Source organism: Chromobacterium sp. LK11, from assembly GCF_001043705.1.
Classification (GTDB): Bacteria; Pseudomonadota; Gammaproteobacteria; order Burkholderiales; family Chromobacteriaceae; genus Chromobacterium; species Chromobacterium alkanivorans.
Genome location: NZ_LDUR01000027.1, coordinates 125,626 through 139,038 on the forward strand (window position 1 = coordinate 125,626; position 13,413 = coordinate 139,038).

The 13,413-nt window shown below is 63.1% G+C and carries 9 protein-coding genes; 3 read left to right on the forward strand and 6 right to left on the reverse strand.

The annotated features are described in order from the left end of the window. Window positions 1-58: 58 nt before the first annotated feature. From hemB to grpE, 5 genes are all read right to left on the reverse strand, one after another. Window positions 59-1,063, reverse strand: a complete 1,005-nt coding sequence (gene hemB, locus VK98_RS16295) for a porphobilinogen synthase (RefSeq protein ID WP_043591896.1) — start codon at window positions 1,061-1,063, stop codon at window positions 59-61. A 146-nt stretch (window positions 1,064-1,209) separates the two neighbouring features. Next, the gene (locus VK98_RS16300; protein WP_048415033.1) at window positions 1,210-2,721 is read right to left on the reverse strand and encodes a sodium:alanine symporter family protein; all 1,512 of its coding nucleotides are present in this window, start codon (window positions 2,719-2,721) and stop codon (window positions 1,210-1,212) included. A gap of 418 nt (window positions 2,722-3,139) precedes the next feature. Further along, on the reverse strand, window positions 3,140-4,267 hold the full coding sequence (dnaJ, locus tag VK98_RS16305; protein ID WP_048415034.1) for a molecular chaperone DnaJ: 1,128 nt from the start codon (window positions 4,265-4,267) through the stop codon (window positions 3,140-3,142). A 143-nt stretch (window positions 4,268-4,410) separates the two neighbouring features. Then, window positions 4,411-6,342 (reverse strand): molecular chaperone DnaK, encoded by a 1,932-nt coding sequence (dnaK, locus tag VK98_RS16310; protein WP_048415035.1) that lies wholly within the window; start codon window positions 6,340-6,342, stop codon window positions 4,411-4,413. A 116-nt stretch (window positions 6,343-6,458) separates the two neighbouring features. Next, on the reverse strand, window positions 6,459-7,007 hold the full coding sequence (gene grpE, locus VK98_RS16315; protein ID WP_048415036.1) for a nucleotide exchange factor GrpE: 549 nt from the start codon (window positions 7,005-7,007) through the stop codon (window positions 6,459-6,461). Between the two features lie 462 nt (window positions 7,008-7,469). Between grpE and aceA the strand changes: the two genes are divergently transcribed. Both aceA and VK98_RS16325 read left to right on the forward strand, forming a co-directional pair. Beyond that, entirely contained in the window at window positions 7,470-8,768 is a 1,299-nt protein-coding gene (aceA, locus tag VK98_RS16320; RefSeq protein WP_019101049.1) for an isocitrate lyase, read from the forward strand. A gap of 252 nt (window positions 8,769-9,020) precedes the next feature. Next, the gene (locus tag VK98_RS16325) at window positions 9,021-9,575 is read left to right on the forward strand and encodes a flavodoxin family protein (RefSeq protein ID WP_048415037.1); all 555 of its coding nucleotides are present in this window, start codon (window positions 9,021-9,023) and stop codon (window positions 9,573-9,575) included. Window positions 9,576-9,655: 80 nt separating this feature from the next. On the opposite strand, the gene mpl is transcribed toward VK98_RS16325, so the two are convergent. Then, entirely contained in the window at window positions 9,656-11,035 is a 1,380-nt protein-coding gene (gene mpl, locus VK98_RS16330) for a UDP-N-acetylmuramate:L-alanyl-gamma-D-glutamyl-meso-diaminopimelate ligase (RefSeq protein WP_048415038.1), read from the reverse strand. A 226-nt stretch (window positions 11,036-11,261) separates the two neighbouring features. Between mpl and VK98_RS16335 the strand changes: the two genes are divergently transcribed. Beyond that, on the forward strand, window positions 11,262-13,361 hold the full coding sequence (locus tag VK98_RS16335; protein WP_197083074.1) for a multicopper oxidase family protein: 2,100 nt from the start codon (window positions 11,262-11,264) through the stop codon (window positions 13,359-13,361). Window positions 13,362-13,413 lie beyond the last annotated feature (52 nt).

A 13,413-nucleotide genomic window follows, 5' to 3' on the forward strand; every position in this document is an offset into this window, starting at 1 on the left:
CGTTCCCATGCAAAACGCCCCGGCCTGAGCCGGGGCGCAATGGATTGCTTGGCGACGCTCAGCGTTGACGCAGCAAGCGCGCCGCGTCCAGCGCGAAATAGGTCAGAATGCCGTCCGCGCCAGCGCGCTTGAACGCGATCAGGCTTTCCAGCATGCACTTTTCCTCGTTCAGCCAACCGTTCTGGAACGCGGCCTTCAGCATCGCGTATTCGCCGGACACCTGATAAGCGAAGGTCGGCACCCGGAATGTGTCCTTCACCCGACGGATCACGTCCAGATAGGGCATGCCCGGCTTGATCATCACCGCGTCGGCGCCCTCCTCCAGATCCTGCGCCACTTCCTGGATCGCTTCGTCCAGATTGGCCGGGTCCATCTGATAGTTGTTCTTGTCGGCCTTGCCCAGATTGCCGGACGAGCCCAAGGCGTCTCGGAAGGGGCCGTAGAAACCGGACGCGTACTTGGCCGAATACGCCAGGATCTTGGTGTGGATGAAGCCTTCCTCCTCGAAAGCCTCGCGGATCGCGCCGATGCGGCCGTCCATCATGTCGGACGGGCCGAACATGTCCACGCCGGCCTCGGCGTGACAGAGGCCTTGCTTGATCAGGATCTCGGTGGTTTCGTCGTTGAGCACGTAGCCGCTGTCGTCCATCACCCCATCCTGACCGTGGATGGTGTACGGGTCCAACGCGCCGTCGGTCATCACCCCCAGCTCGGGAAAGCGCTTCTTCAACTCGCGCACCACGGTCGGCACCAGGCCTTCCGGGTTGTAAGCCTCTTGCGCGCTATTGTCCTTGCCCGACTCGATCACCGGAAACAGCGACAGCATCGGGATGCCCAGTTCCAGCGCCTGTTCGGCGGTGTGCAACAGCTTGTCCAGCGTCTGGCGCGGCGCGCCCGGCATCGACGGCACTTCCACCACCCGATTCTGCCCTTCCATCACGAATACCGGATAGATCAGGTCGTTGGCGGTCAGCACGTTTTCACGCATCAGGCGGCGGGAGAATTCATCTTTGCGCATGCGGCGCATGCGAGTGGCGGGAAAATAGCGATTGGCGAAAATCATGACAATTCCATTAGAAGGATCAGCCCGGCCATTGTACGCCTGTTGCCGCCGCCCCGCAGCGGATGCCGGCCGGCAAAACAGAGTGTTCTGAATTTTGCACGCCCGGCTTGCCGACGACGCCGGATGCCGGCGCCGTCCGCATCCGCTCAGCCCTTGCGCGGCGCCAGCTTGTCTTCATCCGCGGGCTTGCCGGCCTGCGCCGCCAACTCCGCAGCCAGATTGTCCTCCGCGCGCCGTCCTTCCCAGTAAGCGGCATTGACGATGCCCAGCTTTTCCGGATGGAACACCGGGTCCAGCCCCTTCGCCTTCTGCGCCTCGTAGTCGCGCAGGCAGGCCAGCGCCGGCTTTTGCAGCAGGATGATGGCGATGATGTTGAGCCAGGCCATCAGACCCACGCCGATGTCGCCCAAGCCCCAGGCCAGATCCGCGGTCTTGACCGTGCCGTACACCGTCGCCGCCATCAGCGCAATCTTCAGCACAAAGCTCAGCCAGGGCAGCTGAATCTTGCGGTTGATAAAGGCGATATTGGTTTCGGCGATGTAGTAGTAGGCGACGATGGTGGTGAAGGCGAAGAAGAACAGCGCCAGCGCGACGAAGATGGAACCGAAGCCAGGCATCATGCTTTCCATCGCGATCTGCACATAGCCCGGACCCGCCGCCACGCCGGCGATGCCGGTGAACATGGCCTGCCCTTCCGGACCCTGCACATTGTATTGGCCGGTGATCAGCAGCATGAAGGCGGTGGCGGAGCAGACGAACAGGGTGTCGATGTACACCGAGAACGCTTGCACCAGTCCCTGCTTGGCCGGGTGCGACACCGCGGCTGCGCTGGAGGCGTGCGGGCCGGTGCCCTGGCCGGCTTCGTTGGAATACACGCCGCGCTTCACCCCCCACTGGATGGCCAGGCCGAGGATGGCGCCGAAACCGGCCTCCAGGCCAAACGCGCTCTTCAATACCAGCGCCATCACGCCGGGCAATTGCTCGATGTTCAGCGCGATGATCACGCAGGCGACGATGATGTAGCCCAAGGCCATGAAGGGCACCACCGCGCCGGCGAACAAGGCGATGCGCTTGACCCCGCCGAAGATGATGAAGCCCAGGATGATGGCCAGCACCGCCGCGGTGACGGTGGGCGCGATGCCGAAGGCGGTGTTCAGCGAGGCGGCGATGGAGTTGGCCTGCACGCCCGGCAACAGCACGCCGGTGGCGACGATGGTGGTGATGGCGAACAGCCAGGCATACCATTTCATGCCCAGCCCCTTCTCGATATAGAAGGCCGGGCCGCCGCGGTACTGGCCGTCTATCTTCTCCTTGTAGACCTGGCCCAGCGTCGATTCGACGAAGGCCGAGCTGGCGCCGAGGAAGGCCACCATCCACATCCAGAAGACGGCGCCCGGCCCGCCGAACGTGATCGCGGTGGCGACGCCGGCGATATTGCCGGTGCCGACGCGGCCGGCCAGCGTCATCGCCAGCGCCTGAAACGAGGACACGCCGCTGGCGGTGCTCTCGGTGTTGAACATCAAGCGCAGCATTTCCTTGAAGTGGCGCAACTGCAGGAAGCGCGTGCGCACGGACAGGTAAAGACCCACGCCCAGACACAGGTAAATCAGCGCCGGGCTCCAGATGACGCCGTTGACGGCGTTGACCAGTTCATCCATGAAACTCTCCTTTGAGCGAAGCCGGATGCGCCGCGCCTGACGGCGGACGTCCGGATATTTTTATGTTTTCGCCCCGGAGCGGGGTTCCGGGGCCTCTCCAAGATAAGGCCGAAAACCGGAACCCTCCAGATAATTCATTTTAAAAAAACGCTCATTACAACAAGTTACCCAAAAACATTTGACCCGAAAAAACAATCGTGCGCGCATAAAAAAACGGCAAGCTCGCGCTTGCCGTTGTTGCCATGACGACCGCGATGGCCGCCGGGACCCGCTTAGAACCTGTTTACGATCTGCTGCGCTGCGTGGAGCGTTACACGGTGAGTACCGCTTCGAAATGCTCATGTACCACTCGTACATTCCGCTTTCTCAGCCGTTTTCGCCTTGTCTCGCTCTTGCTCGCGAGATCGTAAACACGTTCTTAGCCGAAGAAGTCCTTCAGCTTGTCCATAAAGGACTTGGAGCGCGGGTTGTGAGTCGCCACATCACCCTGGCTGATGGCGTCGAATTCGCGCAGCAGCTCTTTCTGACGCTCGGTCAGCTTGACCGGAGTTTCCACCACCACGTGGCAGTGCAGATCGCCGTAATCGGTGCCGCGCACCGCCTTCACGCCCTTGCCGCGCAAACGATAGACGCGGCCGCTCTGGGTCTCCGACGAGATCTTGACCTTGGCCATGCCGTCCAGCGTGGGTATTTCCACTTCGCCGCCCAAGGCCGCGGTGGAGAAGGAGATCGGCATCTCGCAATGCAGATCCATGCCGTCGCGCTGGAACACCGCGTGCGGCTTGATGTGGGTGACCACGTAGAGATCGCCGGACGGGCCGCCGTTCTGACCCGGCTCGCCTTCGCCGGACAGGCGGATGCGGTCGCCCTCGTCCACGCCGGGCGGGATCTTCACGTTCAGCGTCTTGTTGGTCTTTTTCTGGCCCGCGCCGTGGCAGCTGGTGCAAGGATCGGTAATCTGCTTGCCGGTGCCGTGGCAGGTCGGGCAGGTTTGCTGGATGGAGAAGAAGCCCTGGCTCATCCGCACCTGGCCGTGGCCGCCGCAGGTGGAGCAGGTCTTGGGCTGGGTGCCCGGCTTGGCGCCGCTGCCGTGGCAGACTTCGCACTCTTCGTGAGAAGGGATGCGGATCTGCTTCTCGCAGCCGCGTGCGGCCTCTTCCAGCGAGATTTCCATGTTGTAGCGCAGGTCCGCGCCGCGATAAACGTTGGAACGCCCGCCGCCGCCGCCGCCGGAACGGCCGCCGCCGAAGATATCGCTGAAGATGTCGGCGAAATCGCCGAAACCGCCGAAGCCCGCGCCGCCGCCGGCGCCCGCCTGCGGATCCACGCCGGCGTGGCCGAACTGGTCGTAAGCGCCGCGCTTCTGGCTGTCGGACAGAATCTCGTAGGCTTCCTTGACCTCTTTGAACTTCTCTTCCGCTTCCTTGCTGTCCGGATTGCGGTCCGGGTGATACTTCATCGCCAGCTTGCGGTAAGCCTTTTTGATGTCGTCGTCGGAGGCGTCGCGGTTGACGCCCAACACATCGTAGTAATCTTTCTTGGACATGTTCCTGTCTCTCTCAAAATTCAGCCCGCTCGGGAGCAAGCTACCGAACGCGGCCGGCCACCATACGCCAATGACCGGTCCGAGCCGCGGAACTCTCCGGCGGGCCCGGCCCGGTCATCAGGCGTCAAGACATCGGCTGGCGATTAAGCCTTGTCTTTCTTCACTTCTTCGAACTCGGCGTCGACGACGTTGCCGTCTTCCTGCTTGCCAGCCTGCGCTTCCGCGCCGCCCTGCTGGGCGCCGGCTTCAGCCTGCTGAGCCTGGGCGTACATGATCTCGCCCAGCTTCTGGCTGGCTTTGGCCAGTTCTTCGGTCTTGGCTTCGATCTCGGCCTTGTCTTCGCTCTTGGCCACTTCCTCGGCCGCCTTCACCGCGTCTTCGATCTTGGCCTTTTCGGCGGCGTCGATCTTGTCGCCGTGCTCGGCCAGCGATTTCTTCACGCTGTGGATCAGGCCTTCGGCCTGGTTGCGCGCAGTCACCAGCTCGTGCAGCTTCTTGTCTTCCTCGGCGTTGGCCTCGGCGTCCTTCACCATTTGCTGGATCTCGGCTTCGGACAAGCCGGAGGAAGCCTGGATGGTGATGTTGGCCTGCTTGCCGGAAGCCTTGTCCTTGGCCGACACGTGCAGAATGCCGTTGGCGTCGATGTTGAATTCCACTTCGATCTGCGGAATGCCGCGCGGCGCCGGCGGAATGTCGCCCAGATTGAACTGACCCAGGCTCTTGTTGGCGGAGGCCTTCTCGCGTTCGCCCTGCAACACGTGGATGGTCACCGCGGTCTGGTTGTCGTCGGCGGTGGAGAACACCTGCGACGCCTTGGTCGGGATGGTGGTGTTCTTCTGGATCAGCTTGGTCATTACGCCGCCCAGAGTTTCAATGCCCAGCGACAGCGGGGTCACGTCCAAGAGCAGCACGTCCTTGCGGTCGCCGGACAACACCGAACCCTGAATCGCGGCGCCCACGGCCACGGCTTCGTCCGGGTTCACGTCCTTGCGCGGCTCCTTGCCGAAGAACTCCTTAACCTTTTCTTGCACCTTGGGCATGCGGGTCTGACCGCCGACCAGGATCACGTCGGAGATGTCGTTGACCGACAGGCCGGCGTCCTTCAGCGCCACGCGGCACGGTTCGATCGAGCGCTCGACCAGTTCTTCCACCAGGCTTTCGAACTTGGCGCGGGTAATTTTCATCGCCAAGTGCTTCGGACCGGTGGCGTCCATGGTGATGTAGGGCAGATTGACCTCGGTCTGAGTCGCGCTGGACAGTTCGATCTTGGCTTTTTCAGCGGCTTCCTTCAGACGCTGCAGCGCCATCACGTCGTTCTTCAGGTCCACGCCCTGTTCGCGCTTGAATTCGGTCACGATGTAGTCGATCACGCGCTGGTCGAAGTCTTCGCCGCCCAGGAAGGTGTCGCCGTTGGTGGCCAGCACTTCAAACTGGTGTTCGCCGTCCACGTCGGCGATTTCAATGATGGACACGTCGAAGGTGCCGCCGCCCAGATCGTACACCGCGATCTTGCGGTCGCCTTCCTGCTTGGACAGGCCGAAGGCCAGCGCCGCGGCGGTCGGTTCGTTGATGATGCGCTTCACTTCCAGGCCGGCGATGCGGCCGGCGTCCTTGGTGGCCTGACGCTGGCTGTCGTTGAAGTAGGCCGGCACGGTGATCACCGCCTCGGTCACTTCCTCGCCCAGATAGTCTTCCGCGGCCTTCTTCATCTTGCGCAGCACTTCGGCGGAGATTTGCGGCGGAGCCAGTTCCTGGTCGCGCACTTTGACCCAGGCGTCGCCGTTCTTGGCCTTCAGGATTTCGAAAGGCATCAGATCGATGTCCTTCTGCACTTCCTTGTCTTCGAAGCGGCGGCCGATCAGGCGCTTGGCGGCGTAGATGGTGTTGCGCGGATTGGTCACCGCCTGGCGTTTGGCCGGCGCGCCGACCAGGATTTCGCCGTCGTCCATGTAAGCGATGATGGACGGCGTGGTGCGAGCGCCTTCGGCGTTCTCGATCACTTTCGGGTTGCCGCCTTCCACTACCGATACGCAGGAGTTGGTGGTGCCCAAGTCGATGCCAATGATTTTACCCATGTCGAAGTTCCTTTATCTCAATTCGTTTCAGCGGCCATTTGCTCGATAGCGACCGCCTGTTGTCTCAATAGGTATTGGCTATGCCCATTATTTCAAGAGGAGCACGCCGCCCTTTTTTATGCTTTTGCCTTGGCCACCACCACCATCGCCGGACGCAGCACGCGGTCGGAGATCTGGTAGCCTTTTTGCATCACACGCACGATGGTGTTGGGTTCGGCGTCGGCCTCTTCCGCGCTCATCGCCTGGTGCTGATGCGGATCCAGCTTGTCGCCGGCCTGGGGAGCGATATCCTTGATCTGCGCCTTGTCGAAGGCGGAGACCAATTGCTTCAGCGTCATGTCCACGCCCATCTTCAGCGTGTCGATCTGGCCGCTCTGGTCCAGCAAGGCCATTTCCAGATAGTCCTTCACCGACACCAGCTCGCCGGCGAACTTGCTGATCGCGTACTTGTGCGCGGCGGCCACGTCTTCCTGCGCGCGGCGGCGCTGGTTTTCCAGATCGGCGCGGGCGCGCAGCAGCGCGTCCTTCAGTTCGGCCACTTCCGCGTCCAGAGCGGCGATCTGCTGCTCCGCGCTCAGCTCTTGCTCTACGGCCTGCTCCGCCACCGTCGCGTCGATATTGTCATTGTCCACGGCGTCTGCCGCGATGTTTTGCTTGTCCTGCATGGCGATTCCTCGGATTTGGATTCAGCGGTACGAATAGTCCCGACTCAAGGTAGGGGCTTCGTCGCGGAATTCAAGTCCCGAGAACGACTGAACGGCGTCAGACCGCCGTATTCGGGGTCCAGCGCGCCGATGTGCGTTTGCGGACTTTTATTTTCAAAAAGCAAACGCTTGAGCGAGCTGCAATATTCGTTTTAGGAAAGTTGCTGTTAGCTTTTGAAAATCAACAATTTTCTTTGTGCTGCACTGCACACAAGCCATTTTTTTTGTGCTAATAATTGAGCCACACCCGCAAGTGCACCGCCGGGCGGCCCCTATCCACGGGCTTGGCGCGGCGGGCATGCCGAGCCGGCGCCATGAGGGCCGACCGCAAGAAAATCCGGAAAAACCGGATGGAACTGATCGCTTAATGAGGACGCCGGCGTCTGCCGGCGCGCACAGAAACGTATCGAGAAGGGTTTTAGCATGACGACTCGCGAACAACGCATTGCAGCCATCCAGAAAGACTGGAACGAGAACCCCCGCTGGAAAGGCATCAAGCGCGGCTACAGCGCCGCCGATGTGGAACGGCTGCGCGGCTCGCTGCAGATTGAGTACTCGTTGGCGCGCAACGGCGCGGACAAGCTGTGGGGCCTGCTCCACAGCGAGCCGTACATCAACTGTCTGGGTGCGCTGACCGGCGGTCAGGCCATGCAGCAGGTCAAGGCCGGCGTCAAGGCCATCTATCTGTCCGGCTGGCAAGTGGCCGCCGACAACAACGAATACTCGGCGATGTATCCGGACCAGTCGCTGTACCCGGTGGACTCGGTGCCCAAGGTGGTGGAGCGCATCAACAACGCCTTCACCCGCGCCGATGAAATCCAGCATTCCAAGGGCGTGGCTCAAGGCGACGCCGGCTTCATCGACTACTTCGCCCCTATCGTGGCCGACGCCGAAGCCGGCTTCGGCGGCGTGCTGAACGCCTATGAACTGATGAAGGCGATGATACGCGCCGGCGCCGGCGGCGTGCACTTCGAGGACCAACTGGCCTCGGTGAAGAAATGCGGCCACATGGGCGGCAAGGTGCTGGTGCCGACCCAGGAAGCGGTGCAGAAGCTGATCGCCGCGCGCCTGGCCGCCGACGTCTACGGCGTGCCCACGCTGGTGATCGCCCGTACCGACGCCGAAGCCGCCGACCTGTTGACCAGCGACTGCGACGAGCGCGACCGTCCCTTCCTGACCGGCGAACGCACCGCGGAAGGCTTCTACAAGACCAAGAAGGGTCTGGAGCAGGCGATCAGCCGCGCCATCGCCTACGCCGACTACGCCGACCTGGTCTGGTGCGAAACCGGCACCCCGGACCTGGAGTTTGCGCGCAAGTTCGCCGAAGCGGTGCACGCCAAGCATCCAGGCAAGCTGCTGGCCTACAACTGCTCGCCGTCCTTCAACTGGAAGAAGAATCTGGACGACGCCACCATCGCCAAATTCCAGCGCGAGCTGGGCGCGATGGGCTATAAGTACCAGTTCATCACTTTGGCCGGCATCCACAACATGTGGTACAACATGTACGATCTGGCGCAGGATTATGTTGCCCGCGGCATGTCCGCCTATGTCGAGAAAGTACAGGAACCGGAGTTCGCCGCTCGCGAGCGCGGCTACACCTTCGTGTCCCACCAGCAGGAAGTGGGCACTGGCTACTTCGACGACGTCACCACCGTGATCCAGGGCGGCCAGTCCAGCGTCACCGCGCTGACCGGCTCCACCGAGGAAGAGCAGTTCCACTAAGCCGCGGCTCAAACCGAGAAAACGCCCACGAAGCCGTGGGCGTTTTTATTTGGCGGACGCGGCAAAAACCCCGCCATTCGAATGTGCGACTCGCGACTCCGGGAGTGTGGCGAACCGCCGGGATTGTTTAATTCAGCTAAATAATTAATTCATCCGGCGACGCTTTTTCAATTCATCCTCATCGCCAATACTTGGCAAAGGCCTGCCGCGCGGCAGGCCTTTCTCAATTCACGGCAATATGAAAGGCCCGCCATGGCAAAAGTCGTCGTTGTTTACCACTCCGGTTACGGTCACACCCAGCAAGTGGCCCAGCATGTCGCCGCCGGCGCCGGCGCGCAGCTGCTGGCCATCGACGCCGAGGGCAATCTGCCCGCCGGCGCCTGGGACCTGCTGAACAGCGCCGACGCCATCATCTTCGGCTCGCCCACTTATATGGGCAGCCCAAGCTGGCAGTTCAAGAAATTCGCCGACGCCAGTTCCAAAGTCTGGTTTACCCGCGGCTGGCAGGACAAGGTATTCGGGGGCTTCACCAATAGCGCCAGCCTGAACGGCGACAAGCAGGTATCGCTGATCTATCTGCAAACCCTGGCCTCCCAGCACGGCGGCCTGTGGGTCAGCCTGGGCCTGCTGCCCAGCAACGCCAAGAACGCCAGCCGCGAGGACATCAACAATCTAGGCGGCTCGGTGGGCCTGCTGGTGCAGTCGCCGTCAGACGCCAGCGTCGACGAAATCCCGCAAGGCGACCTGGACACCGCCAAGGCCTACGGCCAGCGCGTGGCCGGCATCGCCGCCAAGTTGCGCGGCTAAGCACCGGTTTACGACCTGCTGCGCGCCGTAAAAAGACAAAGGGGGCCAACGGCCCCCTTTCTTGCGTCGATGCTCGTCGCTCAGCCGCGCGCGGCCAGCCGGTCCAGCAGCTTCTGGTGAATGCCGCCGAAGCCGCCGTTGCTCATCACCAGCACCTGATCGCCCGGGCGCGCCGCGTCAACCACCGCCTGCAGCAGCGCGTCGAAGTCGTCGAAGGTCTGCGCCCGCTCGCCCAGTTCGGCCAGCGCCTCGCCGGGGTTCCAGCCCAGATTGGCGGCGGAGCAGAACACTAGGTCGGCGTCGGCCAGCGACGCCGGCAGCGCCGCCTTCATCGTGCCCAGCTTCATGGTGTTGGAGCGCGGCTCCAGCACCGCCAGGATGCGCGCGCCGCCCACCTTGTGACGCAGGCCGGCCACGGTGGTGGCGATGGCGGTGGGGTGGTGGGCGAAGTCGTCGTACACCGTGACCCCGGCCGCCACGCCGCGCACTTCCATCCGCCGCTTGACGTTCTGGAAACGCGACAACGCGTCGATGGCGACGCTCACCGCCACGCCGACATGGCGGGCGGCGGCGATCGCCGCCAGCGCGTTCAGACGGTTGTGCTCGCCCATCAGCTCCCAGCGCACCCGGCCCTGGATCTGGCCGTTGAACAGCACGTCGAAATGGCCGTTGGCCTCCGCCTCGCCCGCTTGCCAGCCGGCGTCCGCGCCGAAGCGCTCCACCGGCGTCCAGCAACCGCGCTCCAGCACCCGGTCCAGGCTGGCCTCGCGGCCGTTGCTGACGATCAGGCCCTGGCCCGGCACCGTGCGCACCAGGTGGTGAAACTGGGTTTCTATCGCCGCCAGATCGGCGAAAATGTCGGCGTGGTCGAACTCCAGATTGTTCAACACCGCGGTGCGCGGCCGGTAGTGAACGAATTTGGAGCGCTTGTCGAAGAAGGCGGTGTCGTACTCGTCGGCCTCAATCACAAAGAAGGGACTGACGCTGGCCGCGTCCTGGCGCGGCGCGCCGGGCAGGCGCGCCGACACGCCGAAGTTCTGCGGAATGCCGCCGATCAGGAAGCCCGGCGCCAGGCCGGCGTCCTCCAGTATCCAGGCCAGCATCGAGCTGGTGGTGGTCTTGCCGTGAGTGCCGGCCACCGCCAGCACCCACAAATCCTTGAGCACGTTTTCCGCCAGCCATTGCGGGCCGGAAATATAAGGCAGGCCGCGGTTGAGGATTTCCTCCATCAGCGGCTTGCCGCGCGTCACTACATTGCCCACCACGAAGATGTCCGCGCCAATGTCGGCCTGTTCCGCGCCGAAACCCTGGATCAGCTCGATGCCCATGGCTTCCAGCTGGGTGCTCATCGGCGGATAAACATTGGCGTCGCAGCCGGTCACCTTGTGGCCGGCTTGTTTGGCGATAGCGGCGATGCCCCCCATGAAGGTGCCGCAGATGCCCAGGATATGGATGTGCATAGTTCGGTTCAGCGTATTGAAAACGGCAAAACGGCAAGCATACCGGAAAGCGGCCGCCGCCGACATCCAGGCTCGCAAGCCGCGGCGGGGCCGACCGCGCCTGTCCTTCGGATCAGCCCACTCCGACAAAACATGACATTAGGCTTAAACGGCGTCGATCTGGAACTAGGCTGAATTGGCTGCCCCGCAATTGTCCGTGGGCAAACACGCCAACTCGGAGACCAAGATGAATATGCTCACCGCTCGCCTCGCTCCCGTTCCGCTAGGCCTCGCCGCGCTGCTGCTCGCGGCGACCGGCCACGGCGAAGACCTCCCGCAGATAGACAACCCGCCGCGGCTGCTGGCCATCCCCGCCGCACCGCCCGCCGGCGCGCTCAACACCGCCGCCCTGCTTCGCGCGCCGCTGGAGCTTGACCAGCCGCAGGCCGCCCCGCGTGAAGTCGCCTACGACCTGGACATCCGCTATCGCTACGGCTGGATTCGCAACCCTTCGCTGGAACGACCCGGGCAGATCCATTACGACAAGGTGGCGCTGCGCAGCTACCTGCCCGGCGCGCTCAGCCCAGCCCCGACGCCGACATCCTCCCAGCCCAGCGCCACGCCCTTCGTCGCCCCGCAGATCGAGGTCTACCCCGGACAGACCGTGCGCATCAGCCTGAACAACAAGCTGGACCACGACGCCGACGGCAAGCCCATCCGCGACCCCAGCTGCACCGACCAAGGCGGCAGCGCCAATCAGCCGCACTGTTTCAACGGCACCAATCTGCATACCCACGGGCTCTGGATCAATCCGGCCGGCAATAGCGATAATGTGCTGATCTCCATCAATCCCGGCGTCAGCTTCCAGTACGAGTACAACATTCCGCCCGACCATCCGGCCGGCACCTTCTGGTATCACACTCATCGCCACGGCTCCACCGCGCTGCAAGTGTCCAGCGGCATGGCCGGCGCGCTGATCGTGCGCGGCACGCGGCAACCCACCCAGCAGCAGAACGGCGACATCGACACCCTGTTGCAGCCCTATGCCGGAGCCAGCTTCCGCGAGCGGGTGCTGGTGTTCCAGCAAATCCAGTACGCCTGCCGCTTCAAGGCCGGACAAAACAAGGGCATGATCAAGACCTACGGCAACACTTCCACGCCGCCCAACGAGGAGGACCAACGCTACCGCTGCGACGACGGCGATACCGGCGGCATCGAGGGCTACGATCAATTCGGCCCCAAGACCTGGCAAGAATCCGGCCGCTACACCAGCATCAACGGCGTGGTATTGGGCCAGATGATGCAGGCGCGGGCCGGCGACGTGGAGCGCTGGAGAATGGTTCACGCCGGCGTGCGCGACACCATCAATTTGAAACTGCGCCGGCTCAGCGCCGGCGCGCCGCCGCTGGCCGGCCTGTTAGCCAAACAGATGGACGGTTACGTCAACGACTATTGCAGCGGCGCGGAACTGAACCTGCCCTTGATCGCCGCCGACGGCCTGACCATGGGCAAGGCGCAAACCCGCAACAGCGTGGTGTTCCAGCCCGGCTACCGCTGGGACGCGCTGGTGTCCTTCCCCAGCGCTGGCAAATACTGCCTGATCAACGACGTCAAGGTCAGCAGCACCATTGACCGCTCGGCGCCGTCGGCCCGCTTGCTGGGCGTGGTGGACGTTGCTCCCGGCCAGCCCTCGCGACCTTTGCAGGAGGTACTGACCGGCGCCGCCCGCGCCCACTTCCCGCCCGCCGTCGCCAACAAGGTCAGCGCGGAGCTGCGCAATGGGATGAGGCTGAGCAGCTTTGTGCCGCATCCCGACATAAACCCCAAGGAAGTGACCGGCGCCCAGACGCTGACGTTCAACATCGACGTATCCCAACCCGGCGCCGCCTTCTTCCAGGTGGACGGCAAACCCTATGCCGGCGAGCGCATAGACCGCACCCTGAAGCTGGGCGGCGTGGACGAGTGGACGCTGCGCTCCGACTTCGTCAGTCACCCCTACCATATCCACGTCAACCCGTTCCAGATCGTCAAGATAGTAGATCCCAAGGGCAACGACGTCAGCGCGGAAGGCGCGCCGGATTCGATGGACCCGGGCGATACCCAGTACAGCGGTCTGAAAAACGTCTGGAAAGACACTTTATGGGTGAAAAACCTCAAGGCCAGCAATGACCCGAAGGTCGCCGCGGCCGGCCGTTACACCATCACCATCCGCACCCGCTACCAGCGCTATATCGGCGACTTCGTGCTGCATTGCCACATCCTGGACCACGAAGACCAGGGCATGATGCAGAACATCCGCATCGCGCTACCGGACGGCAAGGGCGGCACCGCCTTTGGCCATCATTGAGCGGCCCGTCATGAAAAAAGCCCGCGACAGCGGGCTTTTTCACGAGAGGCGG